11 protein-coding genes (1 of these 11 cut by a window edge) are annotated in these 16,154 nt (G+C 57.2%); 2 read left to right on the top strand and 9 right to left on the bottom strand.

The window, feature by feature from the left end; translation table 11 throughout:
* The 3 genes from ilvC to GRX76_RS17630 form a co-directional block, all read right to left on the bottom strand.
* On the bottom strand, positions 1–805 hold the 5' portion of the coding sequence (gene ilvC / locus GRX76_RS17620) for a ketol-acid reductoisomerase (RefSeq protein WP_160154492.1). 221 nt of this gene lie to the left of the window's left edge; 805 of the gene's 1,026 nt are visible here — the first part of the coding sequence; its start codon is at positions 803–805; its stop codon lies off the left edge, out of view.
* Positions 806–882: 77 nt separating this feature from the next.
* Positions 883–1,374, bottom strand: a complete 492-nt coding sequence (ilvN, locus tag GRX76_RS17625; RefSeq protein ID WP_043320882.1) for an acetolactate synthase small subunit — start codon at positions 1,372–1,374, stop codon at positions 883–885.
* A 15-nt stretch (positions 1,375–1,389) separates the two neighbouring features.
* A complete protein-coding gene (locus GRX76_RS17630; RefSeq protein WP_160154493.1) occupies positions 1,390–3,126 on the bottom strand; it encodes an acetolactate synthase 3 large subunit in 1,737 nt (578 codons plus the stop codon).
* A 543-nt stretch (positions 3,127–3,669) separates the two neighbouring features.
* Between GRX76_RS17630 and GRX76_RS17635 the strand changes: the two genes are divergently transcribed.
* Positions 3,670–4,158, top strand: a complete 489-nt coding sequence (locus tag GRX76_RS17635) for a DUF4124 domain-containing protein (RefSeq protein ID WP_160154494.1) — start codon at positions 3,670–3,672, stop codon at positions 4,156–4,158.
* 82 nt (positions 4,159–4,240) lie between these two features.
* Here GRX76_RS17635 and GRX76_RS17640 read toward each other — a convergent pair whose 3' ends face one another.
* The 5 genes from GRX76_RS17640 to rluD all read right to left on the bottom strand — a co-directional run bounded on the left by GRX76_RS17640 (position 4,241) and on the right by rluD (position 13,281).
* Positions 4,241–7,303 carry an efflux RND transporter permease subunit gene (locus GRX76_RS17640; protein WP_160154495.1) on the bottom strand — a complete coding sequence of 1,021 codons (3,063 nt, stop codon included), beginning with the start codon at positions 7,301–7,303 and terminating at the stop codon, positions 4,241–4,243.
* 46 nt (positions 7,304–7,349) lie between these two features.
* Positions 7,350–8,549: an efflux RND transporter periplasmic adaptor subunit gene (locus GRX76_RS17645; protein ID WP_160154496.1), complete on the bottom strand. Its 1,200-nt coding sequence runs from the start codon at positions 8,547–8,549 to the stop codon at positions 7,350–7,352.
* Positions 8,550–8,630: 81 nt separating this feature from the next.
* Complete coding sequence (gene clpB, locus GRX76_RS17650) at positions 8,631–11,237, bottom strand: ATP-dependent chaperone ClpB (RefSeq protein ID WP_160154497.1); 2,607 nt, start codon at positions 11,235–11,237, stop codon at positions 8,631–8,633.
* Between the two features lie 244 nt (positions 11,238–11,481).
* The gene (pgeF, locus tag GRX76_RS17655) at positions 11,482–12,243 is read right to left on the bottom strand and encodes a peptidoglycan editing factor PgeF (protein ID WP_160154498.1); all 762 of its coding nucleotides are present in this window, start codon (positions 12,241–12,243) and stop codon (positions 11,482–11,484) included.
* An 84-nt stretch (positions 12,244–12,327) separates the two neighbouring features.
* Entirely contained in the window at positions 12,328–13,281 is a 954-nt protein-coding gene (rluD, locus tag GRX76_RS17660; RefSeq protein WP_160154499.1) for a 23S rRNA pseudouridine(1911/1915/1917) synthase RluD, read from the bottom strand.
* A gap of 125 nt (positions 13,282–13,406) precedes the next feature.
* On the opposite strand from rluD, the gene GRX76_RS17665 reads away from it, so the two are divergent.
* The gene (locus GRX76_RS17665; RefSeq protein WP_160154500.1) at positions 13,407–14,351 is read left to right on the top strand and encodes an outer membrane protein assembly factor BamD; all 945 of its coding nucleotides are present in this window, start codon (positions 13,407–13,409) and stop codon (positions 14,349–14,351) included.
* An 86-nt stretch (positions 14,352–14,437) separates the two neighbouring features.
* Here the strand turns inward: GRX76_RS17665 and GRX76_RS17670 are convergent, their stop codons facing one another.
* The gene (locus GRX76_RS17670) at positions 14,438–16,084 is read right to left on the bottom strand and encodes an NAD+ synthase (protein ID WP_160154501.1); all 1,647 of its coding nucleotides are present in this window, start codon (positions 16,082–16,084) and stop codon (positions 14,438–14,440) included.
* Positions 16,085–16,154: the final 70 nt, after the last annotated feature.

The following is a 16,154-nucleotide window of genomic DNA, read 5'->3' on the forward strand; positions in this document are numbered from 1 at the left end:
CGGTAACAATGCGCGGGCCGGTAACGTAGTCGCCGTACTCTGCCGTATTGGAGATAGAGTAGCGCATATCCGCGATACCGCCCTGATACATCAGGTCGACGATCAGCTTCAGCTCATGCAGACATTCAAAGTACGCCATTTCCGGTGCATAACCAGCTTCGGTCAGGGTTTCGAAGCCCGCCTGTACCAGCGCAGAAACACCACCACACAGTACCGCCTGCTCGCCGAACAGGTCGGTTTCAGTTTCCTCACGGAAGTTGGTTTCGATGATTCCGGAGCGGCCACCACCGTTCGCAGATGCGTAAGACAGGGCCAGCTCTTTGGCGCTGCCGGAGGCATTTTGATAGATGGCGATCAAGGTCGGGACACCGCCACCTTCCAGGTAAGTAGAGCGCACAGTGTGACCCGGGCCTTTCGGCGCAATCATGATCACATCAACATCTTTCGGCGGCTCGATCAGCTCAAAATGCACGTTGAAGCCGTGGGCGAATGCCAGAGCAGCGCCGGCTTTCAGGTTCGGAGCCACCTGCTCACGATATACCCCGGCCTGATACTCATCCGGAGTCAGAATCATCACCACATCAGCATCTTTAACAGCATCGGCCACTTCGGCAACACGCAGACCGGCCTTTTCCGCCTTGGCCCAGGAAGCGGAGCCCTTGCGCAGACCAACCACGACGTTGCTCACACCGGAATCTTTCAGGTTGTTGGCGTGGGCGTGGCCCTGGGAACCGTAACCGATGATGGCAACGGTTTTGCCTTTGATCAAAGAGAGGTCACAATCTTTATCGTAATAAACGTGCATAACTTACTTCCTACTTAATGTGCTTTGAATTTCAGTCCGGGCTGAAACCCGGAAATTCCTACTTCGATGTTTGACGCTCAAATACTGAGAATTTTCTCACCACGGGCAATCCCGCTTACTCCGGAGCGAACAACTTCCATGATGGTGTGCTCGCCCAGCGCCTGTAAGAAAGCGTCGAGTTTTTCACTGGTACCGGATACCTGTACCGTGTACATGTTGCTGGTGACATCAACAATCTGACCGCGGAAAATATCCACACTGCGTTTGACTTCATCACGCTGTGCACCGGTCGCGCGCACCTTCACCAGCAGCAGTTCGCGCTCAATATGTGAGCCCTCGGTTAGATCCACCAGCTTAACCACGTCGATCAACTTGTTCAGATTCTTGGTGATCTGTTCGATCTTGTGGTCATCCCCTATGGTAGTCAGCGTAAGACGCGACAGCGTCGCATCTTCGGTCGGCGCCACAGTGAGACTCTCGATGTTGTAGCCTCGCTGAGAAAACAGGCCAACCACGCGCGACAAAGCACCGGGCTCGTTCTCCATCAGAACTGAAATAATTCTGCGCATTTTGCTTACCTCCCTTTACGTCCGTTCCGTCTTGCTGAGCCACATATCCCGCATGGAGCCACTCGGCATCACCTGCATGGGATAAACGTGCTCAGACGGATCGACGTATACGTCGATAAACACGGTGCGATCCTTGATTGCGAAGGCTTCGGCCAGCTTACCGTGCAGCTCATCGCGGTGCTCGATCTTCATGCCCAGATGCCCGTAGGCTTCCGCCAGCTTGATGAAGTCCGGCAGGGACTCTTCATACACACTGTTGGACAGGCGGCCTTCGTACTGCATTTCCTGCCACTGCTTAACCATGCCCAGGGCCTGGTTATTCAGACACAGGATTTTCACCGGCAGATGGTACTGGGTTGCCGTAGACAGCTCCTGAATACACATCTGGATACTGCCTTCACCGGTCACACAGACCACTTCGGAATCCGGGAATGCCATTTTCACCCCCAGTGCCGCCGGCAGGCCGAAGCCCATGGTGCCGAGGCCACCGGAATTGATCCAGCGACGAGGTTTGTCGAACAGATAGTACTGCGCGGCAAACATCTGGTGTTGTCCAACATCAGAGGTCACGTAGGCGTCGCCATTGGTGATCTGGTGCACCGCGCTGATCACTTCCTGCGGCATGATCATGTCGCCATCGGTGCGGTAGCGCGGCGCCGTGTAGAGACCGTGGCGCTCACGCCAATCGTCGATCTGGCGCCACCAATCCACAATCGCCGACTGGTCCGGCATCTCCTTCGAGGCCTTGAGCATTTCCAGCATTTCGGCCAACACCGACTGCACCGTACCCACAATCGGCACGTCTGCAGTGATGGTTTTGGAAATGGACGCAGGATCCACGTCAATGTGAATGACCTTGGCACCGGGGCAGAACTTGTTCGGGGTATTGGTTACCCGGTCATCAAAGCGCGCGCCCACTGCAAAAATCACATCGGCGTGATGCATTGCCGTATTCGCTTCGAAAGTACCGTGCATGCCAAGCATGCCCAGGAAGCGCTTGTCGGTACCCGGGTAAGCACCCAATCCCATCAGAGTATTGGTTACCGGGTAGTTCAGGCGTTGGGCCAGCTCTGTCAGCAACTCGGCGCCGTCGCCCTGAACCACACCACCACCGGCATAGATCACCGGCCGCTTGGCGGACAACAGCAATGCCACCGCCTTGCGGATCTGGCCGGTGTGACCTTTGCCCGCCGGCGTGTAGGAGCGCATGCGCAGTTTTTCCGGATAATTATACGGAAAACGGTCCACCGGATTGGTGATGTCTTTGGGGATATCAATCACCACCGGGCCAGGACGGCCAGTAGAGGCGATAAAGAAGGCTTTTTTGACAACCTCGGGAATTTCTTCCGCGTTCTTTACCAGGAAGCTGTGCTTCACGATCGGGCGTGAGCAACCGACCATATCGGTTTCCTGGAAGGCGTCTTCACCGATTTTGTCAGAAGGTACCTGGCCGGAGATGACCACCATTGGGATGGAGTCCATGTAAGCCGTCGCGATACCAGTAATGGCATTGGTTGCACCTGGACCGGAAGTCACTAGTACCACGCCGGTTTTACCCGTGGCGCGGGCGTAACCGTCCGCAGCGTGGGTTGCGCCCTGTTCGTGGCGCACCAGTACGTGCTTGATGCCCTTCTGCCGAAAGATGGCATCGTATATATGAAGTGCCGAACCTCCGGGGTAACCGAATATCAGGTCAACCCCTTCATCCTGCAGCGCGCGAACCAACATATCGCCGCCGGAGAGTAATTCCACTTGAGCCCCCTCAAAATTTCCCATTTTTAGGATCCGCATCATCCACAAACCACAGAAAAGCCGGACGGCGCGAAAGCCAGACGGCGATTCTAAAGGAAAAGCGTGATAAATATCAGCCTTAAACGCAGATTTAGCCCGTTTTTTAGGATAACTTCACGGTGACGCCAAATTGCGCGGAACCCGACCGGTAGCGGAACCGGGGTGCGGGCCCCAAGGCCTCCAGATGGGGAGGGCCTCCTCGACAGGAGATGGCGGGCGCTTAACCCGCCGGAAAGAGAATGAGAGCCGCAGGGTGTTGCGGTGCCATCGTCTTTGCCGAGCAAGGGGTAAATTCTCCAGCTTGAGCACTGGGTGTCAATAGAAGAAACACGATTGAGCCCCATAACGGGGCAACTCTGGTATCGGCCTTGCGCAAAATTGTTAACTGGGTTGCGAGATACCCCGCTCCCCCCGTTACAATCAGCGGCAGTCTGGTGACTTTACCCAGTCACAACCGCACCCAATGCGGCGACCAAGCACAACAACGACACAAGGCAACTCTTCATGCGCACTTTCATCGCGACCCTGACTCTCGGGCTTGGCCTGGCCGCAAGCGTGCAGGCCGACGGCATCTTCAAGTGGGTCGACGACAACGGGGTAGTGCACTTTGGCTCCCAGCCCCCGAAGCAGAAGCAGGTAGAAGTCGTGAAGGCACCCAAATCCGAGCGATTCAAACAGTGGCAGCAAGAGCAGGACGCCCTGATCGCCCAGCGTAAAATGGCAACCGCCAGCAAACCGATGAGCGAAAAGGCCGCTGGCGACTCCGAGCCAGCGCCCCAGCCCGAGCAGCAGAATACCCAGGCAGCCGTCAGCCAGGCCGAAAAGGCGGCGCGTGCTCTGCGCTGTCGCAATGCCCAGCAACGGTTGCAGGAGCTGCAGTCACACGCCAGGGTGCGAGAAGTAGACGCCAGCGGAAACTACCGGGTTCTGCCAGAACAAGAGAGACAGCAGCGAATCCAGCAAGCCCGCGAGACGGCACAAACCAACTGTTAACTGAACCCGCGCGCCAGACACCCTTCCCATAGGTTTCCCTTCAGGTCAGGGTGGGACATTTAACCGTCCTGCCCTGACAGCGTCACCCGTTGTGCCCGTGACGATAATCCCGTCCCAAATACATATACATGGCCGGCAGCACGAACAGGGTAAATACGGTTCCAATCGTCATTCCCGAAGCCACCACCAACCCCATCGCAAAGCGTGCCCCACCACCGGGGCCCGCAGCAATTAGCAGGGGCACCATAGCAAGCACCAGAGACGCCGTTGTCATCAGAATTGGTCGAAGCCGAATCGCCGAAGCCTCTTCAATGGCCTCACGTTTACTGCGACCCTGTTGCTGTAACTGGTTGGCAAACTCCACAATCAATATACCGTGCTTGGAGATAACCCCGATCAGCGTCACCAACCCCACCTGGGTATAAATATTCAAGGTGGTGAGCCCCAGGCTCACGAAGATCATGGCACCACACACGCTCATGGGCACTGTCACCAGCATGATCAGAGGATCGCGCCAGGACTCAAACTGGGCCGCCAGCACCAGGTATATAACAATCAGGGCAAAGAAGAAGGTCAGCAAAAGATCAGAACCTTCGCTTTTGAACTGGCGCGACTGCCCGGAGTAATCCGTGGAATACTCCCGCGGCAAAACCTCCTGTGCGGCCGACTCCAAAACCCCAAGTGCTTCACCCAGGGGAATCCCCGGCCGCGGCACTCCTGAAATGGTCACTGCGTTCAACTGCTGGAATCGCTTCAACTGCTGGGGTTCAACAGTCTCCTTCAACTGTACCAGCGTAGACATGGGCACCAGAGTACCGTCGCCGGCACGGATGTAATACTGCAGCAACTGTTCACCGGTCAGGCGATCCGCACGCACCACCTGGGGAATAACCTTGTAGCTGCGGTTCTCCAGTGAAAATCGATTGGTATAGGCACCAGACATCATGGCGCCCAACTCCCGCGCCACATCGGCCATAGTGATGCCGATCGACGCGGCCTTGTCACGATCAACCACCACCGTCAAACGCGGCTTATCGAGCTTCAGGTCCGCATCGAGGAAGATAAATTTTTTCGTCGCAAGTGCGCGCCCCATAATGTCGTCGGCGAAGCTCGCAAGACTGGCAATGGGTTCCGTGGTGCCAATCACAAACTCCACCGGCAAGGTACCGCCTGCCGTGGGCAAGCTCGGTGGCACGAAGGTGGCTACTTTCAGCCCCGCAATCTGGGAGACCTCCGCATTGATGACTTCCTGCATTTCCTGGGTGTTTTTATCCCGCTTGTTCCAGGAAGACAGTACAAAACCGGCAATGGCGCTATTGGCACTATTGCCCGCGCCACCAACGCCATTTAAGAGAAACAGGTTTTCCACTTCCGGGTGGCGATCGCGCACACCGTTAATTTCATTGGTGTACTGCTCCATATAATCCAGGGTGGCAAAAGAGTCACCGCGGGCAATCCCCAACACGAAGCCGCGATCTTCTTTCGGTTCCAACTCACTGGGTGATGTGACAAACAGGAAGTAGCAGCTGACCAGAACGATCAAGCCAAAGACAAGAATCACCAGCCGAACATCCAGCGCGCCGTGCAAGCGCCGACGATAGCTGGACTCCAACCGCCCCAGGCCACGCTCCAGCCAGGCCTCAAAACGATTGCCGCGTTCACCATCCTCAGCCCGCAAAACCTTCGCCGCCATCATTGGCGACAGGGTCAGCGCTACCACCCCTGAAAGCAGCACAGCCCCGGCGAGCGAAAACGCAAATTCCACAAACAGGGTCCCGGTCAAACCACCGAGAAAGCCAATAGGGAGATACACCGCGATCAGGGTAGTGGTCATGGCAACGATGGGCCAGGCCAGCTCCCGCGCGCCTTTAAAGGCCGCTTCCTGCGGCGACAATCCCTCTTCAATATGACGGTGCACGTTTTCCAGCACGATAATCGCATCGTCCACCACAATGCCAATCGCCAGAACCATTGCCAGCAGGGTGAGCAGATTGATGGAAAACCCCATCAACAACATCAGAAACAGCGCTCCCACCATGGACAAGGGCACGGCGACAGCGGGAATGATCACACTGCGCAGCGACCCCAGGAACAGGTAGATCACCACAATGACAATCAGCACCGCCTCAGCAATGGTCTTGATAACTTCGTTGATGGAGTCCTGGATATACTCGGTGCTGTCGTAGGGAATTTCTCCCAGCATACCTTCCGGCAACTGAGGGAAAATTTCGCCATGCAGCTTGTCCCGCACATCGGCAATCACGTCGAGAGCATTGGCGTCGGGCGCGACTTCCACCGCCACGAAAGTCGCCGATCGGTCATTAAAGGTCACCGAGGTCTCGTAAGACTCTGAACCCAGCTCCACTTCCGCCACATCCCCCAGGCGCACCAATTGATCATCGTCGGCACGCACCACCAGTTTGCGAAATGCATATTCGGAGGCAATGTCGGTGGCCGCGCGGATATCCATCGCCACCCGGCTACCCTTGGTGCTGCCTACCGATGCCAGGACGTTGTTTCGCCGCAGTGCCTCGCTAATATCGCCGGGGGTTACTCCTTGTGCGGCCATCTCGGCAGGTTTGAGCCAGATACGCATGGCAAAGGTACGATTGCCGAGCAGGGCTGCCCGCTGTACCCCGGCAATGGTCGAGAGCTTTGGCTGGACGACACGGGTGATGTAATCGGTTATCTGGTTGTTATCCAGGATCTCGGAGGAAAACGACAGGTACATGGCGGCAATGGTTTCTCCTACCGCCAGATCTACCGTGGGGTCTTCTGACTCCAACGGCAGCTCATTGCGTAGCTTGTTGACCTTGGCCACTACCTGGGTAAGCACTTCGTTGGGATCGTAATCCAGACGCACATACGCCTGAATCACCGAAGCACCCTGGATGCTGGTGGAGACGATGTAGTCCAACCCATCCGCACTGGCAATTTCCTGCTCAAGCGGGGTGGTAATAAACCCCTGAACCAGATCCGCGTCTGCCCCCACATACACGGTGGTAATGGTGATCACCGCATTTTCCAGTTCCGGATACTGGCGGACATTAAGCTCGGACGCAGAACGCAAACCGAGAAGAAAAATGAACAGGCTGACTACACAGGCCAGTACCGGTTTGCGAATAAAGATATCGGTAAAATTCACTCGGCATCCTTGCCTACGCTAGGCAACATTTTGAATCCCGCGTCTGCTAACTGTTATCCGGCTTGGGGTTCAATTGATCCGGTGGCGGATTGTCATTGTTGATAATGACCGCACCTTCGTTGCGCAGCTTTAACAGACCACTGGTGGCTACCTGCTCCCCTGCTTCCACGCCTTCGGTGATTTCGATCAAATCGCCGCGCTCCTCACCGGTTTTAATGAAACGTTTGACGGCAACCCACTCGGGAGCATTCTTCGGGGTATCCTTCGGGGCATTGGTAGCGGAATTGGTTGTAGCTTTCGAGTCACTTGCTTTTGGTTTACGGATAACAAACACCGCATTGCCGTAGGGAGCAAAACTGATTGCGGTACGGGGAACCACGAGTACGTTGCGAAACTTTTCCACCTTGACGGCAACATCGGCAAACATCCCCGGGCGCAACGTTCGTTCGCGATTTTCCAATGTCGCCTGCAATAGGAAGGTACGGTTACGGGGATCTATCGCCGGATCTATGGCCGAAACCCGCCCCTGAAACGCTTTCCCGGGAACGGCCGCGGCCGTCAGTTCTATGCCCTGCCCTTCGGCCACCCGGGAAAAATCCTGCTCCGACAGGGAAAAGTCCACATAGATAGGGTTCAGCTGCTGCAGAGAAACGACGGTATCACCGGGCGCCACATTCTCCCCCAGGTCGATCTGTCGAATACCCAATTGACCGGAGAATGGAGCGGTAATCGTCCGCTCATTGATGGTGGCGCGCTGCACTGCCAGGTTGGCAAGTACCTGGTCTATCGTTGCCTGGGCCTGATCCAGCTCGCGCAATGTCGCAACGCCTTTCTTGTACAGCTCAGAAATGCGTTTGAAATCCCGCTCGGCCAGGCGTCGTTCGGCCTCCAGTACCTGGATCTGGGCGGTTTCCGGGTCTGCAGTCAACTCGGCAAGCAAGGTGCCCTTTTCCACCGACTGACCAGACTCGAAATAAATGGCTTTGACCTCGCCCTGGGCCTGGGTCGTGACATTGACGCCATTGATGGCTCGCAGACTGCCAACCGCCTGCAGGCGAGTCTGCCAACGCTGCTGATCCACGCGCGCGGTGGTCACGGTGGCGGGCGGCAATGACATGTTGTCCATAAACTGGTTCATCATGTACTTGCCAAAGAATTTAAATCCGAAGACACCGCCAAACACCAACAGGCAACCCAGCAGCATCCACAGCATGCGCCGGTTAAATATCTGCCTCGCCAGTGCCATACATCAGATCCATTGATGCTCACCTCAGATCGTCGCCTGCCCCCAGCACAGGAGCAGGCAGCAAAAAGACGAGAGAAAGTGTTATTTGTTGAAGACCGCCTTATCGCCTTCCAGGGTCGCGTGGATGGTATCGCCGGGAACAAATTTTCCGGAGAGCACATCCTGTGCCAGTGGGTTTTCCAGCCACATCTGGATCGCCCGTTTCAAGGGCCGCGCGCCGTAAACCGGGTCAAACCCTACATCCGCAAGTTTGCCGAGAAGCTCGTCGGACATCTCCAGTTTCAGATCGCGATCCGCCAGGCGCTTGCGCAGGTTGTGCAATTGAATTTCGGCAATAGAGCGCACTTCGGCACGATTGAGCGGGTGGAACACCACCACTTCATCGATGCGGTTTATAAGTTCCGGGCGGAAATGCTGGCCGACGACTTCCATCACCGCCGCCTTCATCTGGCGGTAGTGGATTTCGCTGTCGATTTCATCATCATCGCGGGCACTGGCGTATTTCTGGATCAGGTCCGAACCAAGGTTAGACGTCATTACCACCACGGTATTGCGGAAGTCGACGGTGCGACCCTGGCCATCGGTAAGGCGACCATCTTCCAGCACCTGCAGCAGGATGTTGAATACATCCGGGTGCGCCTTTTCCACCTCGTCCAGTAACAACACCGAATAGGGTTTGCGGCGCACCGCTTCGGTGAGATAACCACCCTCCTCGTAACCCACATAGCCTGGGGGCGCTCCGATCAACCGGGCCACGGAGTGCTTCTCCATAAATTCCGACATATCGATGCGTACCATGGCGTCTTCGGTATCGAACAGGAATTCGGCCAGGGCTTTACACAATTCGGTTTTACCCACACCGGTGGGCCCCAGGAACAGAAATGAACCATTGGGACGATTGGGATCAGCAAGCCCCGCACGGGAGCGACGCACGGCATTGGATACCGCCTCAACGGCTTCATCCTGGCCGATCACCCGGTCGTGCAGGTTGGCCTCCATCCGCAACAGTTTTTCACGCTCACCCTCGAGCATTTTGGAAACGGGAATTCCGGTCCAGCGGGAAACCACTTCCGCAACCTCTTCATCGGTGACCCGGTTTCGCAACAGCTGGTTATCACTGGTGTCACTATTGTCGGAAGCCAGTTTCAACTGCTGTTCCAGCTGGGGAATAACACCGTATTGAATTTCCGACATACGGGTAAGGTCACCGGCACGGCGCGCCGCGTCCATATCCAGCTTGGCCTGCTCCAACTTGTTCTTGATGTCTGCACTGCCGGCCAGCTTGGCTTTTTCCGCTTTCCAGATTTCTTCCAGATCTGCGTACTCTTTCTCGATACTGTCGATATCTTCTTCGAGCTTTTGCAGGCGCTTTTTCGCGCCTTCATCGTCCTTGTCTTTCTTGACTGCTTCGCGCTCGATCTTGAGCTGGATCAGGCGTCGCTCCAGCTTATCCATCTCTTCCGGCTTGGAATCAATTTCCATTCGGATACGGCTGGCCGCTTCGTCAATCAGGTCGATGGCTTTGTCCGGCAGCTGGCGATCGGTGATATAGCGCTGGGAGAGTTTGGTGGCGGCAATAATGGCGGAGTCGGTAATATCCACCCCGTGATGCACTTCGTAGCGCTCTTTCAGCCCCCGAAGAATGGCGATGGTGTCTTCCTCGGTAGGCTCATCCACTAACACTTTCTGGAAGCGCCGCTCCAGTGCCGCATCTTTTTCAATGTACTGGCGGTATTCATTCAGCGTCGTGGCGCCTACGCAGTGCAGCTCACCGCGCGCCAGCGCCGGTTTCAGCATATTGCCTGCATCCATGGCGCCTTCGGCTTTGCCGGCGCCCACCATGGTGTGCAGTTCGTCGATGAACAGGATGACGCGTCCTTCCTGTTTCGAAAGCTCATTCAACACCGCCTTGAGGCGCTCTTCGAATTCGCCTCGGAATTTGGCACCGGCCAGTAGGGAACCGAGATCGAGGGACAGCAGGCGCTTGTCCTTGAGACCCTCGGGTACTTCACCGTTGACGATACGCTGGGCCAATCCTTCGACGATGGCGGTTTTGCCGACCCCGGGTTCGCCGATCAGTACCGGATTGTTTTTGGTGCGGCGCTGCAGCACCTGAATAGTGCGGCGAATTTCATCGTCTCGGCCAATCACCGGATCCAGCTTGCCCGCCTCCGCGCGGGCGGTCAGGTCCATGGTGTATTTGTCCAGCGCCTGGCGCGCTTCTTCCGCCTGGGGATCATTCACCTTTTCATCGCCGCGCACTTTGCTGATGGCATCCTGTAGATGCTTTAAATCACCATGGGCATTGAGAATTTTTGAAACTTCTCCGGCGGCGGCATCAAATGCCGCCAGCAAAACGGTTTCACTGGCGATAAAGCTATCGCCATTTTTCTGGGCTTTTTTATCCGCCAGGTTGAACAGGCGCATCAATTCCTGGGACATACCCACATCACCGGTGGGCGTACCCACAGTGGGCAGACTATCGAGGCGCTTTGCGAGGTCATTGCGCAGGCCATTGATATTAAAGCCGGCCTGATTGAGGAAGGCGGTGGTACTGCCATTGGACTGGTCCAGCAGTGCCTGCAGCAGGTGTTCGGGGTAAATCTGATTATGATCGCGACCGACGGCAATGGATTGAGCGTCGGCAATGGCCGCTTGCAGCGGGTTTGTCATCCGGTCGATGCGCATTGTACTTTTCCCTCTCCTGATCAATAACACGCCGGGAAGCCAGAACTACGGCGCGTGGAAACGCAATGACGAATACAGTCTAGTGCTGATCAGTAATTTGCGGGCAGATGAGGGGTTTTCAAGTTTTGCGTATCGTCGCCACCTGTCCAGCGACAAGGCAACTGGACAGGACAGGAGCGCAGAAGAAAGGGCAACGAGCTTATTCAGACCAGCTCGAAGCTATTCAAAATAGCCATTCAACAAGCTATTCAAACCAGATAAGTGACGCCATGCGCCCGGTATTGCCATCGCGGCGGTAGGAAAAGAAGTCTTGCTCCTCAGAAACCGTGCAGCGGTCGCCACCATAAATCTCGGTAACACCCAGTTCGGCCAACTCCGCGCGCCCCAGTCCGTAAATGTCCGCAAGAAAATGCAGTGGCTTTTTGGCATGCGGCACAAAACACTTGGCAATCGCGGATCCGTGGGATTCACTCATGGAAGACTCAAACGCCGCTTCTAACACATCCACCCCACATTCGAAGGCTTGTGGACCTATGGCCGGACCGAGCCACACCAGCAGGTCTTTTGGTGCCGTCGCCATTGCCCTGATGGTTTCGCGAATGACTCCACCCGTAAGTCCACGCCAACCGGCGTGGATAGCCGCCACTTCGCTGCCATCGCGGCTGCATACCAGAAGCGGCAGGCAGTCCGCCGTCAGTACCGCACACACGGTATTCTTTTCGGCAGTAAAACTGGCGTCCGCGGTGCGCACTTTGCCATCGCCCTGCGCCTCGACCGCCTTGTCGCTGTGAATCTGTTCCAACCACTGGGGGTCGCCCGGTAGCGCAAGCTCCCGACGCAGCTTATCCCGGTTGGCAGCCACCGTCTCCGCAGCATCCCCTACGTGATCCGCCAGATTGAACGCACGGTAATCCCCCTGACTATGACCATCGCCACGCAACGTAGAAAAGGCGCGCACATTGGCGGGCGCGGGCCAATCCGGGGTCAGGTAGTGTTCAGCAGACATGGTGGTTCCTACTAGGGTGGTTCCGACTAAGGTGGTTCCGTCGAAAGTCACGCAGTGTGTGATTGAGAAGTTAGAGTGCCGGGGTCAGTCTTTATCGTCCCGCAGGTACTCAAGAAGCTGCAGCATATCCTCAGGCATGGGCGTCGACCAGTGCATGGATTCACCGGTTTGCGGATGAATCAGAGCCAACTCGGCGGCGTGCAGGGCCTGGCGGGGAAACTGCTGCAGGGCTGCGATCAATTCCGGAGCGGCACCCGGCGGCAGCTTGCTGCGACCGCCGTACAAGGGATCGCCAATCAACGAGTGGCGAATATGCGCCATATGCACCCGAATTTGGTGGGTGCGGCCGGTTTCCAACTGGCAGCGTACCAGGGTGTGGGCGCGGAACCGCTCTTGCACACGGTAGTGAGTAATTGCTTCCTTACCGCCAAAGTCCAGCACCGCCATTTTGAGACGATTCTGCCGGTGGCGTCCCATAGGGGCATCCACGGTACCGCCGACCCGCATGTTGCCCTGCACTATGGCATCGTACTGGCGGCTGACCGTGCGCGCCTTGAGCTGGTCCACCAGGGCGGTTTGGGCCGGCAACGTCTTGGCCACTACCATCAGGCCACTGGTGTCCTTGTCCAGGCGGTGCACTATGCCGGCACGGGGGATCTGGTGCTGGCCGGGGCAGTGGGCTAACAAGCCGTTCAACAGGGTGCCATCCGGGTTGCCCGCCGCGGGGTGCACTACCAGGCCTGCCGGTTTATTGATCACCAGCAGGCTGTCGTCTTCAAAGACGATATTCAGGTCCATGTCCTGTGGCAGCCACTCGCCCTGGGGCTCGAGTTCGGCCCGCAACTGCAGGCTTTCTCCGCCGAACAGCTTGTCTTTGGGCTTGCCGATACGGCCATCTACAGTGAGTTGGCCGCCTTTTATCCAGGCCTGCAGGCGCGCGCGGGAATAATCAGGGATCAAATCCGCTGCGATCTGGTCAAACCTCTGGCCCGCGCACTCCGCGGGCACTTCGATATCGATATGTATTTGATTGCTCATCCGAGAGGGTCTAATACTTTGGGCTGGCGGGGCGCTGTGGTTAAATAGCTGCCCTTCAGCCCCCGGTGAATTTTAGGGCGGCTAGTTTAATAAGGTTGAGACAAATAATGATAGAGCGTGGGGCAATGTGGTCTTGGAATAATCAGGCCTGGAAAACCCTGTGGTTGGTTCTGCTGGCCGTTTTTGTGGCCTCGTGCGCCAGTACCGACGAAGAGGAAGAGGGGCTTCCCTCCGGCAATCGCACCGAGCAGGCCTTCTATGAAGCCGCCCAGCGACAGCTGAAATCCAGCCAGTGGGAGCTGGCGATCAAGAATCTGCGGGCCCTGGAAGACAACTTCCCCTTCGGCAACTACGCCGAACAGGCCCAGCTGGAACTGATTTACGCCTATTACCGCGATTACCAGAACGATGCCGCCATTTCCGCGGCGGACCGTTTTATACGCCTGCACCCGCAGCATCGCAATGTGGATTACGCCTACTACATGAAAGGCCTGGCGTCGTTTACCGAAGGCAGCGGCCTGTTTGAGCGCTTTTTGCCCACGGACATGACGCGCCGCGACCCGGGGTCCGCCCGTGAGTCCTTCGCCTATTTCGCGCAATTGATGGCCCGCTATCCGGAAAGTCGCTATGCACCGGACGCCCAGAAGCGCATGATCCACCTGCGCAACCTGCTGGCGCGCTATGAAATCCACGTGGCCAACTACTACTTCAAGCGCAACGCTTACCTGGCCGCCGCCAACCGCGGTCGCTACGTAGTGGAGAACTTCCAGCAGACACCGGCAGTGCCGGATGCCCTGGCGGTCATGGTGCAGTCCTACCACCTGCTGGAAATGCCGCAGCTGGAAGCCACCTCGCTGAACGTACTGCGCACCAACTATCCCCATCACCCGGCGTTCCGCGATGATGGCACCTTCAACTACAAATACTACGCCGGCGCCAGCGGCCGCAGCTTTATCCACCGCATTACCCTCGGTCTGTTCGAAAAGTCCGACCCGCGCGGATTTGACAGCCGCGAGCTGTACAACGCGGAGTACCGCGCCGAAGACGCACCTCTTCCGCCGGAGCTGTAAAAGCCTATCGCTCAACGCAATCAAAAAGGCCCCCGCAGCGAGACTGCGGGGGCCTTTTTTTAATGGCGAAATTTTAGCGGCGGGTGTTACTCTCCGGCCTTCCAGCCATTGGTAATTGGGTAGCGGCGGTCGCGCCCGAAGCCGCGCTCGGAGATCCGCACTCCCACCGCCGCCTGGCGGCGCTTGTATTCGTTGCGGTCCACCAAACGCACCACCCGCATCACCACTTCCTCATCGAATCCCTTGGCAATAATCGCCGTGGCACTCATATCCCGATCGATGTACAGGCGCAGTATTTCATCCAGCACCTCGTAGGGGGGCAAGCTGTCAGAATCCACCTGGTCCGGTGCCAGCTCGGCACTGGGCTCGCGGGTAATGACGGTTTCCGGAATCACTTCGGAGACACTGTTGCGGTAGCGGGACAACTCATACACAAGGATTTTTGGCACATCCTTCAGGGCGTTGTAGCCGCCAACCATATCCCCGTAGAGGGTCGCGTACCCCACAGACATTTCACTTTTGTTGCCGGTGGTGAGCACCATAAAGCCCTTTTTGTTGGAAATAGCCATCAGCAACATACCGCGGGCACGGGCCTGCAGGTTCTCTTCCGTGGTATCCCGTTCACTGCCGGCAAATTCACCTTCCAGCGCCTTCATACTGGCATCGAAAATTCCTTCGATGCCAATGACCCGGTAGTGGATACCCAGGCGCCTGGCCTGATCCGCGGCATCATTCTTCGACAGGTCGGAGGTATAGCGGAACGGCATCATCACCGCTTCCACCCGATCCGGCCCCAGCGCGTCCACCGCAATCGCCAGGGTCAGCGCCGAGTCGATGCCCCCGGACAGCCCCAGAACCACGCCCTTGAAGCCATTTTTGTTGACGTAATCGCGCACGCCAAGCACCAGCGCCTGATACACCGATGCCAGATCAGGCAGGGGTTTGGCGTCGTTACCTGGTGCCAGAGACACTCCATTGCCATCACCATCGCCTTCACCGTCGACATTCACCGTGACCGGCAGCAGGCTCTCCACAAATTCAGGGGCGCGCGCGCGCAGCTCGCCGTCTTTGTCGACCGCAAAGGAGCCGCCGTCAAACACCAGCTCATCCTGGCCGCCGACGGAGTTGACGTACACGATGGGCATCTTGCCCGCTTGCGCCTGGCGCCCCAGCAGGGCCAGCCGTTCCTGGGCCTTACCCCGGTGGAAGGGTGAAGCGTTGATATTGAGCATTAATTTGGCACCCGCCCGCTCCGCCTGCACCACGGGTTCCGGGTGCCAGATGTCTTCGCAGATGGTGATGGCGGTGGGAATTCCTTTGATGTCCACCACACAGGCCTGATCGCCGGGTACGAAATAGCGCAGCTCGTCGAACACCTGGTAATTGGGCAGCTTCTGCTTCGCGTATTCCGCCACCAGCTCACCGTTCTGGATCAAGCCGGCCATGTTCAACACCGTGCCCGCTACCAGCCGCGGGTAGCCCACCAGAACCGCGCAGGGCAGATCCGCCTGCAGCAGCTTGGCCAGAGCATCATCTATGCGCTTTTGCATACTGGGGCGCAATAGCAGGTCTTCCGGTGGATAGCCACAGAGCGTCAGCTCAGGGAACAGCACCAGGTCAGCGCCGTGCTCGCGGTGGGCCCTGCGGGCGACTTCGACTATCTGGTCGGTATTCCCGGGGATATCTCCCACCAGCAGATTGATTTGCGCCAGCACTAGCTGCAAAGTAGACATCTTTTTACCCCGTTGGATTGAGGCCGCTATTGTAGCCATGCCCACTGGGTGCACAACATCTGCGCGGCAT

It is taken from the genome of Microbulbifer sp. ALW1 (assembly GCF_009903625.1).
Classification (GTDB): Bacteria; Pseudomonadota; Gammaproteobacteria; order Pseudomonadales; family Cellvibrionaceae; genus Microbulbifer.